Below are 22542 nucleotides of genomic sequence, written 5' to 3' on the forward strand. Positions count from 1 at the left end.
CTACACCGGGGAGCATATCATGAAGTTGAGCGTCGGACCTGGAGCGCTGGTAGTAGCCGGCTTCATTGGTCCCGGAACGGTTACCGCCTGTACCGTCGCAGGCGCCAATTTTGGCTTTGCATTGATATGGGCGCTGGCATTCGCGACAGTTTCCACAATTATCCTGCAAGAGATGGCGGCCCGCTTGGGCATAGTGTCGGGCAAAGGGCTAGCCGCCGCTATGACGTCGCCAGAGAACGGCCCAATTGCGCGATGGGCAATCATTAGTCTGGGCGTTGCGGCCTTGGCTGTTGGTAACTCAGCTTATGAGGCAGGAAATCTCACCGGCGGTGCATTGGGCATTGAGGCGCTACTCAATGGTGGGGCCGGGACACATAAGCTTGTCGTCATTTGTCTCAGCGTGATTGCAGCTGTGTTCCTGGCCTTTGGCCATTACAAACACATCGAAAAGTTATTGATTGCACTTGTCGTGATGATGAGCGCGGCCTTCATCGGCAGCGTCGTCATTACCCGCCCGGATCTCAGCGCCTTGGCCCGCGGGTTCATTCCCTCCATTCCGAGTGGTGGATTGCTGACGGCTGTTGCGCTGATCGGTACAACCATTGTGCCGTACAATTTGTTTCTCCACGCTTCCACAGTTCGCGATAAGTGGCCTCATGGAACAACTCAAGCCACGAAAGCGGCAAGAACAGACACTATCACCTCTGTAGGTTTGGGCGGAATTATATCGATCCTGATCTTGTCGACTGCCGCGTCTGCACTTTTCGGATCGGGCATCAGCGTCTCGTCAGCAGCAGACATGGCTATTTCCGTTGAGCCCGCGTTTGGTGTCGCAGCCAAATACCTTGTCGGAATTGGCTTGTTTGGCGCGGGTCTTTCATCTTCGATCACCGCGCCCCTGGCGACGGCATATGCTCTGACCGAGTTTGGGGGGCTTCGCCGGGATGGTTGGCAGTTTCGGATCATAGCACTAACGGTATTGCTGATTGGGACCATTGTTGCGCTGATCGGTGTCAGGCCGGTGGAAGTGATCCTGATTGCGCAGATCGCGAACGGGCTGATCCTACCCATCGTGGCGACTTTCCTGCTGGTCGCCATGAACAGAGCCAAACTGCTTGGGACGTATGTGAACTCGACATTGTCGAACGTTCTGGGCAGTCTTGTCGTTATAATTACTTTTGGTCTCGGCTTGCGTCTGATCCTGAGAGCCTTAAATGTCTGGCCATGAGCCGCACGATTTGCCTGAATTCTGATATTGGCGAATTACCAGGTGAAACTGGTCGTGCGCTTGACCGCGCCATTCTGGACGTCGTTAGCCGCTGCAGCATCGCATGTGGAGGGCACGCAGGCGACGAAGATAGCATGCGCGCCACGCTTAAGGCAGCGAAGGCCCGAGGCGTAGTTGCAGGTGCGCATCCATCCTATCCAGATAAAAAGAACTTTGGACGCATTTCTGTCAGCCTGTCTCCTGAAGATCTTGAGGCGTCACTACGCCAACAAGTCCGCACGCTCTCGAGTCTCGCCAGGCTGCAAGGCGTCGTACTCGACCACCTGAAGCCACATGGTGCTCTTTACAATGACTCTGCGAAGGATGCGGATCTGGCACAAATCGTAGTTCGCATTGCTCATCAAAACCGTATTCGCGCAGTTATCGGACCGCCGAACTCTGTTCTGCGCAAAGTGGCACTCGAAGCAGGTCTCGATTTCGTGGCAGAAGGTTTCGCGGACAGACAGTATAGTTCGGATGGCTCATTGGTCCCACGTGCAGAGCCCGGCTCTGTATTGACATCAGTGCAAGAACAAGTCGCTCAAGTCTTGCACATCTCGGAAGAAGGATGTGTCACGACTCGAGATGGAAGCATGATTTCACTTCCTGTAGAGACCATTTGCTTGCATGGCGACACGGCCGGAGCAATCCAGTCCGCCCTCGGCATAAGGGAGGCGCTGCAGACAAGAAAAATCGAAATCAAAGCGCATCTTCCGCAATGACTGCGCGTGATCTGCAGTTCATTGGTGATGATGCGATACGAATAACAGTGTCACAGCCGGAAGAGCGATTTCAGCTTGCCGACTTTCTGCGCAGATCCGGAAATTGGGCGGAAATTGTCGTTGGCAAACGGAGCGTCACAGTCCAATTTGATCCTCTCATTATCAGTCCAACCGAAGTAGCTCGTAGGCTGAGGGATGTTGAGGTATCAGATCTCGGTTCCGCAAGTGTTGCACACGGAATGAGAACTCTAAAGATCCAGACAAACGACGGCAATGCTCCGGACCTTGCTGAGTGCGCAGAAAGAAATGACTGCTCGATAATCGAGTTTCTGGAACGCATTCAAAGGTCAAATCTGCGTGTGGATATGCTGGGTTTTGCGCCCGGCTTTGCTTATGTAGATGGTGTCGATCCGCAACTCGAGGGCACGCGCCTGGAACATCCTCGCCAACTGGTAAAAGCAGGATCAGTCGGGTTTATAAGCGGACACCTCGGAATATACGCGTTGGATGGTCCAGGCGGTTGGCCAATTATTGGCAGGACGGCCGCGCTTCTTTTCGATGAATCGAAGTCAGACCCATTTCTGATCAAGCCTGGCTTAGGTCTTCAGATAGAATGGGTTTAGAATGGTAATGCGCATTCTTGATCCGGGCCCTCAAGCGTCGCTGCAAGGAGCCCCCAGAGGGGGATTTCGTCAGTTTGGGATGCCGGCTGCCGGAGCGGCAGATCCTTTATCAATGTCTCTTGCAAATCGCCTTGTAGGCAATCGTCCAGATGGAACTTGCATTGAGGTGACTTATGGTCCGTTTGCCGCTGTTTTCGAACGGAACGCCTCAATCGCAATAACCGGCGCCGTGGCTCCGGTCTCGGTAAATGGCTCCCTTCGTCGTTTCCACACCACATTGCCAATCAATGCAGGAGATGTTGTCGAAATCGGTAGGCCGTCCGCAGGCCTCCGATTCTATGTTGCGGTAGCGGGCGAATTTCGTGCGGAAGAGTTTCTCGGAAGTACGTCGACATATATGCCGGCAAAACTAGGAGGACTGTCTGGGCGTGCCTTGCAGAAGGGGGATGTCCTGGAGGTCAAAATTGATGTGCCGGCACCACCGATTTTCGAAACACCGACCAATCTCATTCTCACGCTCGGAAACAGTTACGCGCTGCGGTCAACGGAAGGTCCGGACTATTCCGAAGACTTAAATTCGCTGTGGACCACCCAGTACACCGTTACACGCCGTGCAAGCCGCATAGGCATAGAGCTTGACGGTTACTTTCCAAAACCTGACACACAAGAGAACTTACCAAGTGCCGCTATATTTCCGGGCGCTCTGCAACTACCGCCAAAGGGTAGGGGCTTCCTTCTTCTTCCAGACTGCCAGACGACAGGCGGATATCCGCATGTTCTCCAAGTGAACAAGTCCGACCGTCACCTACTTGGTCAAGTTCGACCAGATGACTCGATAATATTTCTTCGAAGGTCAGCAGAACAGGCGCGCGCAGACCTGGCTCAGAAAAATGCACTGCTTAAAGATTGGGTCGGCGAAGTGAATTGGTAGCTGAGCAGGGGGCGCGAATTCGTAAACAGAGTTCTAATCCAGGATATCAGGACAGATGTACTTATGTACCGCTCGTCCAATGCCGGTGCGGAGACAATCTGAAGTCTCAGGTTCACCGTCGGCAAGAATGCAAACTCGAGTGTTGAGGCGACCGCAGGTTTCGAACTGAAGATCGCATAATCATCATTATGGGAAATTATGTTCATCGATTATCCAATGAACTCAAGGCGCATTCCATCGTAGCCTGGTACCACGCCTTCAGGTAGTTCTTTCAATAGCGTGTGGTAGTCCATTTCCACATGCATATTCGTCAAAACGGTCAATTGCGGCTTAATTTGGTCTACCCATTCGAGCGCCTGATCAAGATTTGCGTGAGATGGGTGTGGCGTGTAGCGCAGAGCGTCCACGACGAACGTATCGACCCCCTGCAGCGCCTCCAGAGTGCTTTCGGGCAAGGCGTTTACATCATTGCAATAGGCGAGATTGCCGAACCGAAATCCCAGGCACCGGATACGACCATGCTCCATATCAACCGGAATGACTTCCACAGAATTGCCGGCACCTGCGATGGTCACTTTCGTTAAAGGCTCAAGGTTCGGTTGCGCCGCTAGAATAGATGGATAGCCTCCCTTCCCCTCGAAACAATACGAAAATCGGTTCATCAAAGTGCGCTTGGACTCTGCACTCATATGTGTCGGAATAGGCTTTCGCTGGCGAATAAAGTACGGGCGCACGTCATCGATACCATGACTTTGGTCCGCATGGTCATGCGTATAAAGAATTGCATCCAGATGCTTCACATTCTGCCGAAGCATCTGTTCACGAAGATCAGGCGACGTATCAATCAGAACGTTGGTGGACAGTCCTGTATCATTGAACGACTGCACGAGTGCCGAACACCTCAGGCGCCGGTTTTTTGGCTCCTTTGGGTCACATGCGCCCCAGTCGCCACCAACACGCGGAACGCCACCAGACGATCCGGTTCCAAGCAGCGTGAACGCGCCATAACCCATCAGTTAGGGACCCTGGAAAAAAGCTTGAGGGCGTTCTGCGTTGTTTCCTCCAGCACACGCTCAAGAGGCAGGCCTTTCAGAGCAGCGAGAGCCTCCGCGACATGAACGAGATAGGAAGGCTCATTTCGGCGGCCGCGCATCGGCACTGGCGCAAGATACGGACAATCGGTCTCAAGGATCAGCCTGTCCATTGGGACATCAGAAATGACCTCCCGAACTTCGCTCGCGCTCTTGAACGACAAGATACCTGACACCGAAACAAATCCGCCTAGGTCCAACCCTCTTCTGGCCAATCGTGCACCGCCCGTGTAGCAATGGAGTAACGGCACGAAGCCGCCTTGAGCGTGCTCTTCCTCCAGAATATCGCCCATCATGTCATCAGCTTCCCGCGTATGCAGGATGAGTGGTAAACCTGTTTCGCGCGCTGCCTGTATATGTGAGCGCAGGCTTTTCACCTGATCGCCCTCGGCGCTGTAACCATAGTGAAAATCCAGGCCGGTCTCACCGATCGCCACAACGCGCTCGTCCTCGGCCCGAGTCACGAGGTCGGAGACGCTGAGGTCGGTAAAATCCTTGCTGTGATGCGGATGAACACCGACAGAGCACCAAATATTCTCATGCGTGTGCGCAATCGAACGCACCGCTTCGAAATTGTCGAGCCTGTCGCAAATGGCAAGCATACGCCCGACACCCGCTGTGCTAGCGCGCTCCAGCACTTCACCCAGGTCATCTTTATATGTTTCGCCGTGGAGATTTACATGAGTGTCAAACATGCCAACGACTTAGTGCGAACGCGCCGCACTATAAAGCCCTGCAATCAGCTTCGAAGCTGTTTGTGCCGGATCCATTTTCAAGGCGCGCGCTTCACCGGCAAGCCTTGAGATGTTGAGCCACGCAGTCGCTGCCGCTGGTTCCTGTTCGGCCTTACTTGCAAGCCACGCCAGGATTTCTTCCTGAAAGGCCTCCATGGCCGTCTCGTCAGCGCTAGCAGATTGCAACGCGTCAGTAACCAGCCCGTCATTGGGTCTCGGCAGACTTCGAACCAGCACTTTGGCTGCATGAGCCGCAGCAAGTCCGGACGGCGTGGAGAGCCGCAGCCCAAGTCCGGGCCGGCCTTTGGACAATGCTAGCGCGTCTGCCGACGCACCCGCAGAGTCCAATGTGCGTTTCGTATCATCCTCACTCAGTGTTGTCAGACGCAGCACTCTGCATCGCGATCTGATCGTTGGCAGGATGGGCGTAGTTCCGTGATTCACCAAAAACAGAATGCTGTTGGCCGGTGGCTCTTCGAGCGTTTTCAGTAGAGCGTTCGCGCCATTTCGATTCAGTTCATCCAGAGAATCAATAATGCCGACGCGCCAGCCACCTTGAGCCGGCTTGAGAGAAAAGAATTGCGACAAATCGCGAATTTGATCGACTGCGATATCCTGACGAAGCTTGCCCTTGTCGTTCAGTTCTCTATGGACCGTCCGTAGATCCGGATGTCCACCCGCAAGGCAAATTCGAGCAACAGGGTCAGTCGTCGCAGCGTGCAACGGCGCATTATCCGGACCGCGCGCGCCCAGCATATAAGCTGCCAATCGGTTGGCCAGAGTGGCTTTTCCGATTCCAGACGGCCCTTCTATCAACCATCCATGGTGAAGCTTTGCTGAGGTTGCAGACGCCAGAAATGACGCTTGCGCAGCCTCGTGCCCGTAGAGTGGCCACGCAATATTCATCGGACCAATTCTCCGAGGTTATACTTGGCGACAATTTGCGACCACGCTGCAACAAATACTTCTGTCTCGCTACACGCGGCGTCAATCAAATGGCATCGCTCCGGCTCTGCTCGCGCAATTGCGACAAATCCTTGCCTGACGGCATTGTGGAATGCGTGGTCTCGCTGCTCGAACGCATCGCTGGGTCCGTTTCGGGCGGAACGCCGGCCGGCCGTAGTCTCCAGAGGTGCATCAAGCACCAAAGTCAGGCCCGGCCGGGTTTCGCCAAGCACTGTTGCTTCCATTGATGAAAGGATGTCGGTTGATACACCGCCCTTCACGCTCTGATACACGCGGGTCGAATCTGCAAACCGGTCACAAATCACCCATTTACCCACCCGTAGCGCTGGGCGAATGAGCTTTTCAAGATGATCGCTTCGCGCCGCATTCATCAGCAACGCCTCACTCATCGCCGACCAACTGTCATTTTCGGGAGGATGCAAGGCTAGCTCGCGCACAGCTTCCGCCAAGGGGGTTCCCCCAGGCTCACGCGTCGTGATGACGTCAAACCCATGACTGTTCAGGCGCTCGGCCAGGGCGCGTTGCAGCGTGGATTTGCCAACGCCTTCGCCGCCCTCAAGCGTAATGAACCTGAGCGGTTCTAGCTCAGCCATCGGAGCCTGCAATTAATTGGCTCAAACCTTCAACCGCCCTGCCAAAGAAACCGAGCTTCTTCACGTTTGCTTCAGCGACAATCGGCGCTTCAATCGGACTCTGTCCTTCAATAGTAACAACGAGCGTTCCGATTGTGTCGCCAGATTTGACCGGAGCTTGCAGTGCGCTGTCCAGCACGATCTCCGTTTTCGCTTTTTCCAGTGCAGCCTTGTGACCAGCTATTGTCATCTTGTCAGCCAGTGAAACCGGGACAGTCTGTTGCTGTCCCAACCAGACTTTGACTGCAGGCAATTCGACGCTTTCTGGCGTGATGACTTTCAAATCATAGCTTTGAAAGGCCATGCGCATCATACGTTCGCCTTCGCGGCCTCGTTCCGCCATGCTGTCCAGACCATTGATAACAATGGTCCTGCGTACACCGTCTCTGACGGCAGACGCTGTCAGGCCATAACCTGATACTTCAAGGTGGCCGGTCTTGAGGCCATCTACGCCCTCAATACTGAGAATCGGGTTGCGATTTGCCTGAGTGTACTCCCGCCATGTGTAGTCGGGCATGTCGTACCAGTCGTAGTATTGCGGGTACTTGTCGATTGTCAGTTTCGCCATCTTGGCAAGGTCTTCAGCGGACACGACGTGGCCGACACCTTCGAGACCAGTCGTATTTACAAAGTTTGCCGAGTTCATTCCAAGTTCGTGGGCAAGGGCAGTCATACGACGCGCGAAAGCTTCTTCAGAACCTGAGATGCCTTGAGCCAGTACGATACACGCATCATTGCCAGACATGATGATAACACCATGCAGCAATTCTTCGACGGTCGGCGTATCACCCGGTGCCAGCCCCATGGTCGACGTTCCTGATGGAAACCCACCACGGCGCCAAGCATCTTCGCTGACGGTGAATTTGTCGGTGAGTGATATCTCGCCACGCTCAATGAGCTCAAACACGAGAAACGCAGTCATCATCTTTGTCATCGAAGCAGGGATCATCGGCTCTGATCCGTTTTTCGAATAAAGAATGGTGCCAGTCTCGTGATCCATGATCACGGCATGGCTCGCAGGCGTATCCATGATCTGGGCCTGAGCAGCACCCGTCGCAAAGACTGCCAATGCGCAGGCTGTCAGAATCTTTGGCGTTCGCAGCATATAAAGCCTCCGGAAGGATTTGATCGGAAGGCCGAAACAAAATCCGGCCCTTTCCCAGCGTATACAGGAAAAAGGGCCGGTTTGTGATGTGCGTCAATGGTGCCTGTGTTGCAGGACTATCAGTTGCGAGCAACCACGCGGCTATTTGCAAGTCCTTGCCGGGCTAAATCATCACGCGTCCGGTCAGCCGCATCACGATTTGAGAATGGACCAACACGTACTCTGAAAAAGTCCGCTCCGTTTACGCGGGCTGGATCAATTTGTGCGCTTACATTCGCCGGCATTTTATCAATCAGGCTTTCTGCATTCCCAATTTGAGAGAACGCACCCACTTGCACGAAGTAATTTCCAACAGAAACCGGCTGATAAGCCTGCGTGTTTCGATTGTCGGAAACATTCGTCGGCTGCACCTGAAATGTTTCTGCGCGAGCGGCATGCGTATTTGTATTATGTGCGAGTTGCGCCGACTGTGGCTTCGGCGTGGCTATCGGAGCAGGGCCAAGATAGCGGACTCGAACATTCAAACGCCCTGCCCCGGCCATTCCGAGTTCGGTCGCAGCACGCTCTGATACCTGAAGCATTGCTCCATCCTCGAACGGTCCGCGGTCGTTTACCCGAACCACAACTTCCGCATTCGTGTCCAAATTCACGACCTGAACCAGGCTCGGCAAAGGCAGGCTCGGATGAGCCGCCATGAGCTCGGATTGGTCGAACAACTCTCCATTAGCAGTAGGCAGGCCCTGGAACTCGTCACCGAAGACAGTCGCTGCACCCGTCTGGTCAAAGACCGGCACGGCATCAGGCGTAATGGTCCGAGGTTCGGCAAGAGGCGGCTGATTCTGAATCCCCTGCTCTTTCGGCTCCGGCGTGCGAGTTTTAGCAAGCGTTGCGAGAGGTGAAACCTCAACTGAGGATGGTTCGCGCTGCGCAGCGACTTCTCGTGCCGCTGCACGCGGATCAAAAGCCTTTAGAGCAGCCACCTCCGCAACTACGGGAGCAGCAGACGATGGAATAGGCATGCTGATACTGGCGTATTCGCGAACTGGATGTGGACTATCGCCCGATGTGGGCTCAACCGCTTGATTGGCCTGTGGTGGAGCGTTCGATCCGGGATAGCTAAATTGAACTCTCGCCCGCGCCTTGTCGGCATTGGGGCGGGCCTGATCCGGCGTGATAAACACGGTCTGACGTTCGGCGGCGACACGACCACTGTCAGATACGGATTTGTAGACGATCGGAGCAGCGTCCGCCAATGCGGGCGACGCGCTCGCGGCAGCGGCAATCATACTTGCAAAAAGGGCGGGAAGGCGGTCTTGAACCTTGGTCTTTGGCACGCGCATTCGCGATGTCACCTCATTCTGAGTTTCGTGTCGGCGCTTTGCGCCTGAACGTCCGGCTTTTCTGCCGTACCTGATCCGTTTACCACGCTAAGGTGGACACAGCATGAACTCGCTCAGCGATTTCTCATCATGATATTAGGTGGTCGTTTACAATTTGCCCAGAGTAGCCATTCGCAGATCGGGGCTTGCAAAATCGAAGCGCGTAGTGGAAACACCGGGACGCTGGAGGAATGGCAGAGTGGTTGAATGCGGCGGTCTTGAAAACCGTTGAGCCTTCGCGGGCTCCGGGGGTTCGAATCCCTCTTCCTCCGCCACTCCAATCTGTCAAAACCCGACGAACCGCCATCAGGTGACCTTTCGTAAGGCTGGTCATTCGTCACAGCATCCTGCAAGAGTCTCGAAAATTAGAAGCTCTGGAGGAAACATGCTCGAAGGAATCAAAGTCGTTGAATATGCCACCTATATGGCGGCACCGGGCGCAGGCTCGATCCTCAGCGACTGGGGCGCGGATGTTGTCAAAATCGAGCCCCCCGGCGGCGACCCTATCCGCTTGTTCTTTAAAACTATCGGCACAGACATTGCGGACAATCCAGTTTTTGATTTCGACAATCGCGGCAAAAAATCCATCGTTGTCGACACGTCGAAGCCTAAAGGTCAGGAACTCGTCCGAAAGCTCGTTGCAGACGCAGACGTTTTTCTGACCAACGTACGGCCTGGCGGTCTGGAACGGTCTGGCCTCGACTATGACAGTTTGAAAGAGATCAATCCGAAACTCGTTTACTGCTCCCTGACTGGGTATGGCCTGCAGGGGCCAGATGCCAATCGCCCTGGCTTTGACATTGCCAGCTTCTGGAGCCGCACAGGCGTAGCGCGGCTGACCGTCCCCAAGGGCGAGGATCTTTTTGCGCTTCGCACCGCTTTCGGAGATCACACAACGTCCATGTCCGCCGCCGCAGGTATTTGCGCCGCGCTCGTTGAAGCTGGCAGAACCGGCAAGGGAAGATTGGTCGAAGCTTCTCTCTTTCGCGCTGGTTTGTATGCTCTGGGATCTGATTTCGCGATCCAGCTATTCTTTGATCGTGTTGCATCGACCAAGACTCGTCATGAGCAAAACGTGCCGATCACCAACTTCTTCGAGACAAAAGATGGAAGTTGGATCTGCCTTGTGTCTCGTCAGGGAGAAGTCGATTGGGGGCCCATATGTCGCGCCATTGGCCGGGAAGAATTGATAGAAGATGAGCGCTTCACATCTGCCAAAGCACGCCGAAAGAACAAAGCCGAAGTCGTAGATATTCTGGACGAAGGATTCGGGAAGTTCGACAAAGCAGAAATGGCGAAACGCCTAGACGCGGAGTCGCTTGCTTGGGCACCGGTACAAACACTCGCGGAAGTCGCAAAAGATCCACAAGCCATCGCGGCAGGCGCTATTGTTCAGACTCCCAGTGCGAAGGGCGACGGCTCAACATATGCGTCGCCTGCGTCTCCAGTTCGCTTCCCTGGCGCTGACGACGGCCCCAAGGGCCCCTCACCTGCGCTTGGCCAGCACACAGCGGATGTGCTTGGCGGCCTCGGCCTGTCGGCCGAGACCATCAAGTCTCTCTACTCCGATGGAATTGTTTACTAGCGACCTTTGAATTCCGGGCTGCGTTTTTCGAGAATCGCGTCGACACCCTCCATATGGTCCTCTGTCTTGTGCATGAGGGCCTGAGAGGCAGCCGACATCTCCATAATCGTCTCGTAGGAAGAATTCGTGCCATGGCGCATCAGTGTCTTGGCAAGGCGCAGGGCTTGCGGCGGCTGAGCGGCAATCTGTTCGGCCAGCGCGATCGCCTCATCCATCAGGCTGTCGCCAGGCACAACCTTCGACACGAGCCCCCACTCCTCTGCTGTAGCGGCGTCAATGACCTTCCCAGTAAACAGAAGCTCAGCGGCACGTGATGAACCGATCAAGCGTGGCAGCAACCAAGCACCACCATCGCCGGGAATGAGACCTAATTTGAGGAACGTTACGCCCATTTTCGCGCGATCAGATGCGATCCGAATGTCCGCCATGCAAGCGACGTCGCACCCAAGCCCAATAGCTGGTCCGTTGACTGCGGCAATCATCGGGACTTCAAGATTATAAAGAGACTTCACAATCAGGTGGATATTTCGGCGATACCCTTCACGGATGTCATGCGGCGCGCCACCGAACGCCCCTGTTCCTTCTTTCATAGCCTTAACATCCCCGCCCGCAGAGAATGCCCGGCCTGCGCCTGTCAGGATCACACATCGGATGCTCGGGTCCGCCACAATGTCGTTGCAGGCGGCTGCAATCGCGGTTCCGTCGCCTTCGGCGCCAAGCGCGTTTAAGCTATCCGGGCGATTTAGCGTCAGGATCATGATGGATCCGCGCTTCTCTGTTGTCACAATAGACATGTCTGGAAATCCTCCGCGTTTTCTACAGCCCTAGCTGGCAGGAGACGCAGGATATGTCCATCGGCCAATCGGCCGTTTTCCGCGCGGTGACGCACTGTCGATTTGGAAAAGTGGTGCGGATGAGAGGACTCGAACCTCCACGCCTTGCAGCGCTGGAACCTAAATCCAGTGCGTCTACCAATTCCGCCACATCCGCATGACGCGTGTTCCTACGCGAGCTCTCCCAACGCTTCAACTCCCATAAGGCCAATATGCTGCGAAATTAGAGATGTTCGCCGTGGAGGCTGCTAAGAATATCGGGAAGTTCTGCCTCCAGATCCTCTGCGATCAAGCCAGCTCCGATACGCCTTCCCGCCTCACCGTGAAGCCAGCTTGCCATGGCGGCTGCTGTGAACGTATCAACACCCTGAGCAATCAGACCGCCCGCGATACCGGCAAGAACATCGCCCGATCCCGCAGTGGCAAGCCAGCGCGTCGCATGAGTGTTAACGATTGCAGGTCCGTCTGGGCGGGCAATCACCGTATCCGGCCCTTTCAAAAGAACGACGCACCCCGCAAGTTGCGCAGCCTTTCTTGTGGCTTCGACTTTATTCGGCTCCGTTTCCAAGAGGTCGCCAAACAGTCTGTTGAATTCACCGATATGGGGCGTGATCAAATCATCTGGTCGAAGTTGTTTGAAGAACGCTCCAGGATCATCAGAAAAAACTGTCAAAGCATCTGCATCCAGCACGGCTCTGCAATTTGACGAGAGCAAGCATTCCACATTTTCCCTGGTTGAGGTGTTGATGCCAGCAGCAGGCCCCAAAATCACGACACTCGCCGACTCGATGGCTGCGCGCAATTGCTCAGCATCTGCGACTTCCTTCAGCATGACCGCCGTCAAATGGCTGGCATTTACAGCGATAGCGTCGGGCGGGGATAACATTGTGACGAGGCCCGCGCCTGCGCGAAGACCAGCGCGACCTGCGAGGCGCGCGGCGCCTGTGGAGATAATGTTGCCACTCACGACTGCCAGATGCCCGCGCGCGTGCTTGTGGCTGCCCTGCCCCGGTTGAGGAAGCCTACGTCCCCACAACAAAGGGGAGTTCTCCAAAAGACTGGTTTGGACCGGCACTCCAATATCTGCCACGAACACGCCGCCACAATACGCGGCACTCGGCATCAACACATGTGCTGGGCGGAGTGCTGCGAAGGTGATCGTGCCTTCGGCGCGGAAACACGCACCCAAAGGCTTTGCCAACTCGCCATGAATTCCCGAAGGCACATCTATCGAAATGACTCGCCCGCCGCGCGCTGCCAGTTTTTCAGCTGCTCCTTCCAGTGGTCGGGAAAGCCCACCTCCGAAGAGGGCATCCAGGACGATGTCATGTGGCGCATCCAATGCAGCTTCAAGCGGCTTGATCTCATCGCCCCATTCAGCAGCTGCTTTAGCGGAGTCTCCTTCAAGCTTTTCGGCTGGCACAAGACAATAAACGTCGACATCTCGCCAGAGTTTGGCGAGCGCGGCTGCAGCCACAAATCCGTCTCCGCCATTTCCGCCGGGACCACAAAGAACCTGTATCCTCCCCTCGGGCCAATTTGCATGCACGAATTCTGCAACGGCATTGCCTGCCTGCTGCATCAACTTGAAGCTGTCCACGCCGGTCGAAAAGAGCTTCTCTTCAGCGGCCCGCATTTCCTGCGGTGTAAGTATAGGTCTGCCCATAAGACTGGCTCATAGCACGCGAGTTTCAGATTCGCTCCCTAATCGCTGTACTTCCAGTTGATCCCCGACGCGCTTCAGCACAGTGACGGAGCAATATGTAGGACTGAAAACGCGCGCCTCCGGCCTGTTCTGCAATTTGCTCACGACCGCATTAATGGCGACGAAGTGGCTGAACACCGCTGTATTATCTGGAATGATAAGTAGTTTGCGAACGATCGCATCACGCCACTCAACATGCGATTTTGCTTCAGAGGCCCACGTCCCGCCCATGAAATCACGAAGCCAGGCTACGCGATCCTCAATTCCCGGGGGTGTCAGTATCTCTGAAACTTCGTTTACGACTTCTGCGTCAATATCTAGTCGCTCTTCCAGAGGACGTGCCGTTTGTCGGCACCTTTTCATTGGGCTTGATATGATGTGCTGGATGCCAAACGCCTCGAGTTCGTGAGCTACGGCATCCGCTTGACGACGTCCAAGGTCGCTAAGGTCAGGGTCGGGGTGATTCCCCCAGCCGGCCGCAGCTTCGCCGTGTCGGATCAAATACAGCATATTTCCCCCTTCTGATCGCAGATCGATTCTTTTTGCCCAATGATAGCGTGCTCGCCAGACTCTGGGCCTTCCCAGATGCTTTGCTTGGCCCATCGGGAGACTGATTTCAAACCGATATCGGCTTACTACCGAGTATCTGCGCAATTATCAGGCTTGAAGGCGGTTCCCAACCGAGCTTGTTTCTTCAACACTTCCGGGGCATGCGCCTATAAAATGCGCAATTTCGATGCAGTGAAGTCCAAAATCTGATCACGCAAACGCAACGTGATGCTAAGTGTCCCTATGGGTCTCGCTTCAATCAAAGAAGGCGCATACCCGTTGCTTACACAAACCAACCGGCTGGGAGACACGGGCCATGAAAAAAATCGAGGCGATCATCAAACCTTTCAAACTGGATGATGTGAAAGAAGCGCTGCAGGAAATTGGCTTGCAAGGCATGACCGTTGTTGAAGCAAAAGGCTTTGGTCGTCAGCGCGGACACACTGAATTGTATCGCGGCGCAGAATACGTGGTCGACTTCCTTCCGAAGCTGAAAATCGAGATCGTTTTGGCTGACTCTGCAGTCGAAGGTGCCGTGGATGCGATCAAGAAAGCCGCCCACACCGATAAGATTGGCGACGGCAAGATCTTCATCTCTGACATCACCGATGCGGTCAGAATCCGCACCGGCGAAACAGGCGACGCAGCCCTGTAAAAAGGCTGCGCGTTTAATTACGAATACCCATACGAAAAAGAGCTGTTTACTGGAGGGCAAATTCCAATGGCCGAAAATCTGCTTAAACTCATGAAGGATGAAGACGTTCAGTACGTCGACCTTCGCTTTACGGACCCGCGCGGCAAGATGCAGCACGTGTCTTTCCATAAGGACATGGTCGAAGATGACTTCTTCACCGAGGGCCAAATGTTCGACGGATCATCTGTTGCTGGCTGGAAAGCCATCAACGAGTCCGACATGGTTCTCATGCCTGACACCAGCAGTGCGATCATTGACCCGTTCTTCCAGCAGACAACGCTGGCAGTGATGTGCGATATTCTCGATCCGATCTCCGGACAGGCATACAATCGCGACCCGCGCACGACCGCCAAGAAGGCAGAAGCCTATGTAAAGTCGAGCGGCGTTGGCGACACCGTGTTCTTCGGCCCAGAAGCGGAATTCTTTGTTTTTGACGATGTCCGTTGGTCCACCGATCCACACAAGACAGGATACAGCTTCGACTCGACCGAGCTGCCGGCAAATACGGATAAAGAATACCCAATGGGCAACATGGGTCACCGCCCGGGTCCGAAGGGTGGATATTTCCCGGTACCGCCAGTCGACTCTGAGCAGGACATGCGTTCAGAAATGCTGTCCGTTATGGGCGACATTGGCCTACATCCAGAGAAGCATCACCATGAAGTGGCTCCGGCACAGCATGAGCTTGGTCTGAAGTTCTCAACCCTTACAACGATGGCTGACCGCCTTCAGCTGTACAAATATGTCATCCACAACGTGGCGGCGTCGTACGGCAAGACAGCGACATTCATGCCGAAGCCAATGTTTGCCGACAATGGCTCTGGTATGCACGTTCACCAGTCCATCTGGTCCGGCGGCAAGCCATTGTTCGCGGGCGACCAGTATGCCGGCCTTTCTGAGACCTGCCTTTATTACATCGGCGGCATCATCAAGCACGCTCGCGCGCTGAATGCTCTGACGAACCCTTCAACGAACAGCTACAAGCGCCTGGTTCCAGGTTATGAAGCTCCGGTTATGCTTGCCTATTCGGCTCGCAACCGTTCTGCTTCCATCCGGATCCCATTCGGTTCCAATCCGAAAGCAAAGCGTATCGAAACGCGCTTCCCGGACCCGACCGCGAACCCGTATCTCGCTTTCGCTGCCCTGCTCATGGCTGGCCTCGATGGCATCGAGAACAAGATCCATCCTGGCGACGCGATGGACAAAGACCTCTATGATCTGCCGCCTGAAGAGGCGAAGTCGATCCCGCAAGTGTGCGGCTCACTGCGAGAAGCGCTTGCAGCGCTCGATGCAGACCGTACATTCCTTACCAAGGGCGGCGTGTTCGATGACGACCAGATCGATGCTTATATTGAGCTCAAGATGGAAGAGAACATGCGCTATGAACTCCACCCGCATCCGGTGGAATTCGACATGTACTACAAGGTCTAGGGGCCTGTTCTCTCTCCTCTAACCCTTGTAGAGGCCGGTATCGCAAGATACCGGCCTCTTCTTTATCAGAAATTCGAGAAAAGACGGGCTCTAAGCTCAACAGACCCGTATACAAGAAAACGCCCCGATCAATCGATCAGGGCGTTTTTCAATGTTATAAAAATCGTTGAGAGGTCAGCCTGCCTCAGGTTGGCTCTTCTTGGCGTGCACGTAGAGCGGCTCTGAATTACCCTCTACCACTTCGCCATTGATCACGACCTCTTCTACACCGCGCAGATTTGGCAGCTCAAACATCGTATCAAGCAAAATACCTTCCATGATGGAGCGTAGTCCCCGAGCGCCGGTTTTACGAGCGATCGCCCGACGGGCGACTGCCGTGAGCGCTTCGGGTGTGAAGGTAAGCTCAACATTCTCCATATCGAACAGCTTCTGATACTGTTTCAGGAGAGCATTCTTCGGCTCTGTTAGGATTTTGATAAGCGCCTTCTCATCCAGGTCTTCGAGCGTTGCGATCACAGGCAAACGCCCGATGAACTCCGGAATGAGCCCGAAGCGCTGAAGGTCTTCCGGTTCGGTATTGCGAAGAATTTCACCAACACCGCGCTCTTCCGAATCTTTTATGGATGCGCCAAATCCGATGGAGGCTCCCTCACCGCGTGAGGAAATGATTTTGTCGAGCCCGGCAAATGCGCCGCCGCAAATGAAAAGAATGTTCGTCGTGTCGACCTGCAGAAATTCCTGCTGTGGGTGCTTGCGACCACCCTGTGGCGGAACAGCGGCAACAGTGCCTTCCATAATCTTGAGAAGCGCTTGCTGGACACCCTCGCCAGACACGTCGCGCGTTATCGACGGATTGTCGGACTTACGGGAAATCTTGTCGATCTCATCAATATAAACGATGCCACGTTGCGCACGCTCGACGTTGTAGTCAGCGGCCTGCAACAGCTTGAGAACGATGTTCTCAACGTCTTCGCCAACATACCCAGCCTCGGTAAGCGTTGTGGCGTCCGCCATCGTGAATGGCACATCAAGAATGCGTGCCAGCGTCTGTGCCAGCAGAGTTTTGCCGCAACCGGTTGGTCCTACCAACAAAATGTTGGACTTGGAGAGCTCGACCCCGTCGGTCTTCCCTGCGTGAGACAGGCGCTTGTAATGGTTGTGAACCGCAACGGACAGAATACGTTTTGCGTGCGTCTGCCCGATGACATAGTCATCCAGCACGTCGCAGATCTCTTGCGGCGTAGGCACGCCTTCACGAGAGCGGACCATTGAGGTCTTGTTCTCTTCGCGAATGATGTCCATGCACAGTTCAACGCATTCATCGCAGATGAACACGGTCGGGCCGGCAATCAGCTTCTTTACTTCATGCTGGCTTTTTCCACAGAACGAACAGTAGAGCGTGTTCTTGGAATCGCCTGAGCCATTTTGTTTTGTCATGCCGTCCTCAATGCCGGATAAGGCTTAATTTCGTCTTTAAGACGCCGTGTTCGGTCGATTGTTGAAACAATAGGCGTCTGGGCCCGCCCTGCAAGAGCCAGGCCGCACTGATGGTGGATGAGTCGACTATTTATCATCCTCGGCCGTTCGGCGTTCAAATACTTTGTCAACAATGCCAAATTCCCTGGCCTCTTCTGCCGTCAGGAAGGTATCACGGTCCAGTTTCTTTTCGATCACATCATAGTCCTGGCCAGTATGGCGAACATAGATGTTGTTCAGCCGCCGCTTCAGTTCGATAATTTCCTCAGCGTGGCGTTCAATATCAGTTGCGACGCCTTGGTAGCCGCCAGATGGCTGATGCAGCATCACCCGCGCATTAGGCAAAGCGATACGCATGTCTTTTTCCCCTGCCGCCAGAAGCAAAGAGCCCATAGAGGCAGCCTGACCGATGCAAACTGTCGAAATGGGGCAACGAATGTACTGCATGGTGTCGTAGATCGCGAGGCCAGACGAAACGTATCCGCCGGGGCTGTTGATATACATCGCAATATCTTTCTTCGGGTTTTCGGATTCGAGGAACAGGAGCTGGGACGTAATTAGCGCCGCCATCCCGTCATCGATTCCACCGGTCACAAAGATGATGCGCTCTTTCAAAAGACGCGAGAAGATATCAAAGGCCCGCTCGCCGCGGCTCGTTTGCTCCACAACCATTGGAACAAGATTGAGCGCTGTCTGGAAGGAAGTCGTCATGAATCAGGCCTTGATGTTTTCACAAAGGAATCTTTACCGCACAGAAGTGGCAGAGAGACGTATATTTGTCTACGCATCCAACACTGCAAGAGGCATTCCGCTGTGGAAACAGTTACCGGAAGGGCCATTCTGGTGAACCACTTGGCAACTGGCCACCCGGATCCTTTATGAACGCCAGGTAGTCCTCATGCACGCGTTCGGACTGCAGGTCTCTCAGCAACATATGATACCCGGCTTCATAGTATACTGTGCGCACATGTTCGGGCAGAACTTTCGCAGTTCGTTTTACCCCCTCTTCCGGTACAACATAATCGTTCGCGCCGTATGACATGAGCGTGGGAATAACTTGAGGGATCCTCGCTGCTCTTTTATGCGCGGTCTCCATCAATGTAACGACGCCGTATACCTGATCAATTCTGTTCTGCCGCAGCATCAGGGGGTTCGCCCATATCTCCCTAAGCATTTCGATATTATCGCTCGGTTCGATTCGCACGAAACGAGCCGGAGGCCGCACAATCCAACCCGGGTTTGTGTGCGCTGACATCCATAGACTGGCCTTGTATATTGGATTCATGGCTCCCCAGCCTCTAAGGCCTGGTCCGGACGCGATAAGAAGATCGGCATCAGGAGGGTCGTCAGAGCCAAAAGCCGATATGGCAACTGCTGCTCCCATCGAGATTCCAATCACCGCAACTCTTGCTTCAGGGTGCTCATGCCGCGCAATAGAAACTGCGGTACGAAGATCTTTCCGCAAAAGCTCTTCATCCGGCCAGAGTCCCCTGCCAGGCGATCGCCCAAAGCCACGTTGGTCATAGGCGTACGTTGTTACGCCTCTCTCCGCCCAATATGGCGCCGCCATAAAGAACGCGTTTGCGAAGTCATTCATGCCATGAACCCCGACAACAACGTATTCGGGATCGTCGATCCCTTCCGCGGGCCAGACGGTCAGCCCCAATTCAGCACCATCATGCGATACAAAGACTTCGCGATCCGGCTGAAAACCAGACTCTGCGAAATAAGTTGCCGACCGCTCTACGGCACCGATTGTGACGGGGCTCACGCACCCAGACAGCAAGAAAAGCGCGTACGCGATGACAATAGTCACGCCGCTCCACCCGCAAACTTTGGATAGCCGCCTGAAGAGGTCGCTGCTGTCACGATTTGATGGGTTTCTCATTTAACGTGCGCTCTGCAACTAAGTGTGATCATTTGCTCACTATAGCCCTATTCAACCTGTGCCGTCTAGACAAACGCTCGAAGTTGCTGCGCAATGATCGGCACAGTTTGAAATGCGATCGACTGATAAGTGAAAGCAAAGAAAGAGGCATCTTCCAGTGGCAATTGAGAACCTCATTCCCCCCAGAACCCACAACCTTGGTGGCGATTTTGTCGTAAGGCGCATTCTGCCTTATCGCGCTCGAAGATCAGTCGGCCCTTTTGTCTTCTTTGATCATTTCGGCCCAACAACGTATGCACCGGGAAACAGCTTCGATGTTCGGCCTCACCCGCATATCGGACTATCAACTGTCACGTACTTGTTTGAAGGTGCCATTCGGCATCGCGACTCGCTCGGCACAGATCTGGTTGTAGAACCCGGCGCCGTGAACTGGATGACGGCCGGTCACGGGATAGTCCACTCCGAGCGCACGCCCGATTTGCAGCAACGCGCTGGACAGCGCCTTCATGGGATACAAACTTGGGTAGCGCTGCCCGTGGAAGAAGAAGACTGCGCTCCACAATTCGTTCATCATCCAGCCGAAAGTCTTCCACTGTTTGATCTCAGCGATGCGAGTATCAAACTATTGGCAGGCGCGGCTTGGGGGCATTCGTCTCCCGTGAGCTTCCCAAGTGATATCCTCTATTTGACGATAACAACGCATCAAGACTGCGCCATTTCACTGCCTTCTGACTTGGCAACAGAGCGCGCGCTCTATCTCGTCAGTGGCTCAGCATTTGTCGACGACACTCAGTTACAAGCGCAAGACATGGCCGTGCTCGAAAGTGGTTTGGACGTCAGTGTGAACTTGGAAAAGGATTCCATTGCAATTCTGTGCGGGGGCGCTCCTCTTGATGCCCCTCGCAAAATGGACTGGAATTTCGTCTCGTCTGATACAGCCAAGATCACCACGGCAAGAGAAGACTGGACAACCGCCATCAGGGACGGAGGGACGCACAGATTTCCCGCTGTCCCCGGCGACCAAAGTGAGTGGATTCCACTTCCCCATTGATAAGAGGCATAATATTCTGAACAGGCGCTTCCTTGCCGATTGATAAACCGCATGCCAGACAACTCTCAAACATTGCCTGCGACGAGGACAGATTCATGAAGCGACTGCTTATCTCCGTATCAATTGCCGCCCTTTCTGCCTGCGGTGCTCAAGACAATTCGAACGACATCGAACCAGATACAGTTTCGGCGGATGAAACCGAACTATTGTTGCCCCTTCCCGAACAGACGAGCCCCGCTATTGTTTCTGAGGATCTGGCAATTCGGATCAAGACGTTGGCCGACGATACGTTTGAAGGGCGTGGCCCTGGAACCGAAGCTGGCGAAGCTTCGGCAGACTGGATTGCCGCTGAGATGGCTCGAATTGGTCTATCTCCAGCCGGAGAGGATGAAACCTTCTTCCAAACTGTCAAAATGGTGAACCAGACCGTCGATACGGAGAACTCCCACTTCCAACTTACGAAGCCAGACGGAACGGCCCTGCCACTCACGCCAAAGGAAAACGTTGTCTTCTGGACCAAGCATCAAGACAAGAACGAGCTTTCATTCGATGCGACCGATGTTGTCTTTGTAGGATATGGTTCAGTCGCCCCTGAATATGAATGGGACGACTACGCCGGCGCAGACTTCTCAGGCAAAACTGTCATCATGCTGGTAAACGATCCAGGTTTTGCAACTGGTGACCCAGAGCTCTTCAAAGGTAAGGCAATGACCTATTATGGTCGCTGGACCTACAAGTTTGAAGAGGCCGCTCGGCAAGGTGCAACCGCCGCGATCATTATCCACGAAACGGAGCCTGCCTCCTATGGGTGGGATGTTGTCTCCAATTCGTGGAGCGGCGCCCAATCCGACCTCGTACGTTCCGACGGCGGAGCGGACCGCGCGATGCTTGAAGGATGGATCACTCGAGATACAGCAGAAGAATTGTTTGCGAGTGCTGGGCTCGACCTGGAAGCCCTCAAGCAGCAGGCAAAATCAAACAGTTTCACGCCGGTGCCTCTCGAAGGTGTAAAAGCAAGCGGCAAAATCTCACAGTCAATTGACCAATTGGAAAGCCGTAATGTTGTCGGAAAGCTGACTGGGAAAGTCACTCCCGATGAATACGTGCTGTATACGGCGCATTGGGATCATCTCGGCAAGAAGTCCGAAGAAAAAACAGGCGCTCCAGGGGAAGACTTTTATCAAGATCAGATCTTCAACGGCGCTGTCGACAACGCCACCGGTTCCGCTGCCTTGCTCGAAATTGCTGAGGCAATGGCCGCTGACGATCTCGAACGGTCAGCCTTGTTCCTTTCTGTGACGCTTGAAGAATCAGGATTGTTGGGCTCGGCCTTCTACGCCGAAAACCCTTTGATCCCTCACAGCCAAGTCGTAGCAGGCATCAATATGGATGGCGCACTTCCGATAGGTCGCACGAAGGATATGGTGGTCGTCGGATACGGAGCGTCCGAACTGGAAGATATCTTGCGAGACGTCCTCGTGGAACAGGACCGAGTGATAAAGCCCGACTCAAAGCCAGAAGCAGGCTATTTTTATCGCTCAGATCATATTTCTCTCGCCAAGAAAGGCGTTCCCATGCTGTACGCTGATGGTGGTCAGGACAAACTGGATGGTGGCGTCGCAGCAGGCAAAGCAGCGGCAGCAGTGTACACTGCAGAGCGCTATCACAAGCCCATGGACGAATATTCGGATGGCTGGGATCTTTCCGGATTTGAAGAAGACATTCAGGCTCTCTATCAAGTCGGGCTCCGCATCGCTCAGTCTGATGACTGGCCCACTTGGTATGAAGGCAACGAATTTGAGGCAATTCGTAAGCAGAGCTTGGAAGAATAGTCGTTTGCTGGTCCCTGCCCAGTCTGGCGGGGACTAGCAAACTGTTGA

21 protein-coding genes and 2 tRNA genes are annotated in these 22542 nt (G+C 54.4%); 10 read left to right on the plus strand and 13 right to left on the minus strand.

Annotation, left to right across the window (positions count from 1 at the left end):
• The first annotated feature begins 19 nt into the window (after positions 1–19).
• From HF931_RS12830 to HF931_RS12845, 4 genes are read left to right on the plus strand one after another with little or no spacing between them, the layout of a single operon-like run.
• Complete coding sequence (locus HF931_RS12830) at positions 20–1228, plus strand: Nramp family divalent metal transporter (protein WP_035555367.1); 1209 nt, start codon at positions 20–22, stop codon at positions 1226–1228.
• Positions 1225–1989, plus strand: a complete 765-nt coding sequence (gene pxpA / locus HF931_RS12835; RefSeq protein ID WP_035555135.1) for a 5-oxoprolinase subunit PxpA — start codon at positions 1225–1227, stop codon at positions 1987–1989. The genes HF931_RS12830 and pxpA overlap by 4 nt, the downstream gene beginning before the upstream one ends.
• On the plus strand, positions 1986–2612 hold the full coding sequence (locus HF931_RS12840; RefSeq protein WP_051602899.1) for a 5-oxoprolinase subunit B family protein: 627 nt from the start codon (positions 1986–1988) through the stop codon (positions 2610–2612). Before pxpA ends, HF931_RS12840 begins: the two co-directional genes overlap by 4 nt.
• 7 nt (positions 2613–2619) lie before the next feature.
• Positions 2620–3543, plus strand: a complete 924-nt coding sequence (locus HF931_RS12845; RefSeq protein WP_162176019.1) for a 5-oxoprolinase subunit C family protein — start codon at positions 2620–2622, stop codon at positions 3541–3543.
• A gap of 209 nt (positions 3544–3752) precedes the next feature.
• Here the strand turns inward: HF931_RS12845 and HF931_RS12850 are convergent, their stop codons facing one another.
• From HF931_RS12850 to HF931_RS12875, 6 genes are all read right to left on the minus strand, one after another.
• Positions 3753–4556, minus strand: a complete 804-nt coding sequence (locus HF931_RS12850; RefSeq protein ID WP_035555130.1) for an MBL fold metallo-hydrolase — start codon at positions 4554–4556, stop codon at positions 3753–3755.
• A complete protein-coding gene (locus HF931_RS12855) occupies positions 4556–5329 on the minus strand; it encodes a TatD family hydrolase (protein WP_035555126.1) in 774 nt (257 codons plus the stop codon). Before HF931_RS12855 ends, HF931_RS12850 begins: the two co-directional genes overlap by 1 nt.
• A gap of 9 nt (positions 5330–5338) precedes the next feature.
• Positions 5339–6274 carry a DNA polymerase III subunit delta' gene (locus HF931_RS12860; RefSeq protein WP_051602897.1) on the minus strand — a complete coding sequence of 312 codons (936 nt, stop codon included), beginning with the start codon at positions 6272–6274 and terminating at the stop codon, positions 5339–5341.
• Positions 6271–6927 (minus strand): dTMP kinase, encoded by a 657-nt coding sequence (tmk, locus tag HF931_RS12865; protein ID WP_273240405.1) that lies wholly within the window; start codon positions 6925–6927, stop codon positions 6271–6273. The genes HF931_RS12860 and tmk overlap by 4 nt, the downstream gene beginning before the upstream one ends.
• Positions 6920–8071: a D-alanyl-D-alanine carboxypeptidase family protein gene (locus HF931_RS12870; protein WP_035555123.1), complete on the minus strand. Its 1152-nt coding sequence runs from the start codon at positions 8069–8071 to the stop codon at positions 6920–6922. Before HF931_RS12870 ends, tmk begins: the two co-directional genes overlap by 8 nt.
• 119 nt (positions 8072–8190) lie before the next feature.
• Positions 8191–9411: a septal ring lytic transglycosylase RlpA family protein gene (locus HF931_RS12875; protein WP_035555121.1), complete on the minus strand. Its 1221-nt coding sequence runs from the start codon at positions 9409–9411 to the stop codon at positions 8191–8193.
• 224 nt (positions 9412–9635) lie between these two features.
• On the opposite strand from HF931_RS12875, the gene HF931_RS12880 reads away from it, so the two are divergent.
• Positions 9636–9725 (plus strand) — tRNA-Ser (locus tag HF931_RS12880).
• Positions 9726–9835: 110 nt separating this feature from the next.
• A complete protein-coding gene (locus HF931_RS12885) occupies positions 9836–11035 on the plus strand; it encodes a CaiB/BaiF CoA transferase family protein (RefSeq protein WP_035555118.1) in 1200 nt (399 codons plus the stop codon).
• On the opposite strand, the gene HF931_RS12890 is transcribed toward HF931_RS12885, so the two are convergent.
• The 4 genes from HF931_RS12890 to HF931_RS12905 all read right to left on the minus strand — a co-directional run bounded on the left by HF931_RS12890 (position 11032) and on the right by HF931_RS12905 (position 14083).
• Positions 11032–11829 carry a crotonase/enoyl-CoA hydratase family protein gene (locus tag HF931_RS12890; protein ID WP_035555115.1) on the minus strand — a complete coding sequence of 266 codons (798 nt, stop codon included), beginning with the start codon at positions 11827–11829 and terminating at the stop codon, positions 11032–11034. The two genes, HF931_RS12885 and HF931_RS12890, sit on opposite strands and share 4 nt — an antisense overlap.
• A 111-nt stretch (positions 11830–11940) precedes the next feature.
• Positions 11941–12025, minus strand: a tRNA-Leu gene (locus HF931_RS12895).
• A gap of 66 nt (positions 12026–12091) precedes the next feature.
• Entirely contained in the window at positions 12092–13534 is a 1443-nt protein-coding gene (locus HF931_RS12900; RefSeq protein ID WP_035555112.1) for an NAD(P)H-hydrate dehydratase, read from the minus strand.
• A gap of 9 nt (positions 13535–13543) precedes the next feature.
• Complete coding sequence (locus HF931_RS12905; protein WP_035555110.1) at positions 13544–14083, minus strand: histidine phosphatase family protein; 540 nt, start codon at positions 14081–14083, stop codon at positions 13544–13546.
• 355 nt (positions 14084–14438) lie between these two features.
• Here HF931_RS12905 and HF931_RS12910 point away from each other — a divergent pair, with 355 nt between their 5' ends.
• Together HF931_RS12910 and glnA are read left to right on the plus strand one after the other, a co-directional pair.
• On the plus strand, positions 14439–14777 hold the full coding sequence (locus HF931_RS12910) for a P-II family nitrogen regulator (protein WP_027837435.1): 339 nt from the start codon (positions 14439–14441) through the stop codon (positions 14775–14777).
• Between the two features lie 60 nt (positions 14778–14837).
• On the plus strand, positions 14838–16247 hold the full coding sequence (glnA, locus tag HF931_RS12915) for a type I glutamate--ammonia ligase (protein ID WP_370171250.1): 1410 nt from the start codon (positions 14838–14840) through the stop codon (positions 16245–16247).
• A 174-nt stretch (positions 16248–16421) separates the two neighbouring features.
• On the opposite strand, the gene clpX is transcribed toward glnA, so the two are convergent.
• The 3 genes from clpX to HF931_RS12930 all read right to left on the minus strand — a co-directional run bounded on the left by clpX (position 16422) and on the right by HF931_RS12930 (position 19539).
• The gene (clpX, locus tag HF931_RS12920) at positions 16422–17684 is read right to left on the minus strand and encodes an ATP-dependent Clp protease ATP-binding subunit ClpX (RefSeq protein WP_035555104.1); all 1263 of its coding nucleotides are present in this window, start codon (positions 17682–17684) and stop codon (positions 16422–16424) included.
• Positions 17685–17810: 126 nt separating this feature from the next.
• Complete coding sequence (locus HF931_RS12925; protein WP_035555101.1) at positions 17811–18434, minus strand: ATP-dependent Clp protease proteolytic subunit; 624 nt, start codon at positions 18432–18434, stop codon at positions 17811–17813.
• A gap of 112 nt (positions 18435–18546) precedes the next feature.
• Complete coding sequence (locus tag HF931_RS12930; RefSeq protein ID WP_273240410.1) at positions 18547–19539, minus strand: alpha/beta fold hydrolase; 993 nt, start codon at positions 19537–19539, stop codon at positions 18547–18549.
• A 229-nt stretch (positions 19540–19768) separates the two neighbouring features.
• Here HF931_RS12930 and HF931_RS12935 point away from each other — a divergent pair, with 229 nt between their 5' ends.
• Positions 19769–20662 carry a pirin family protein gene (locus HF931_RS12935; protein ID WP_273240412.1) on the plus strand — a complete coding sequence of 298 codons (894 nt, stop codon included), beginning with the start codon at positions 19769–19771 and terminating at the stop codon, positions 20660–20662.
• A 95-nt stretch (positions 20663–20757) separates the two neighbouring features.
• On the plus strand, positions 20758–22494 hold the full coding sequence (locus HF931_RS12940; protein WP_273240414.1) for a M28 family metallopeptidase: 1737 nt from the start codon (positions 20758–20760) through the stop codon (positions 22492–22494).
• The last annotated feature ends 48 nt before the right edge of the window (positions 22495–22542 follow it).

The organism is Hyphomonas atlantica corrig. (assembly GCF_017795365.1).
In the GTDB taxonomy this organism is placed as follows: domain Bacteria; phylum Pseudomonadota; class Alphaproteobacteria; order Caulobacterales; family Hyphomonadaceae; genus Hyphomonas; species Hyphomonas atlantica.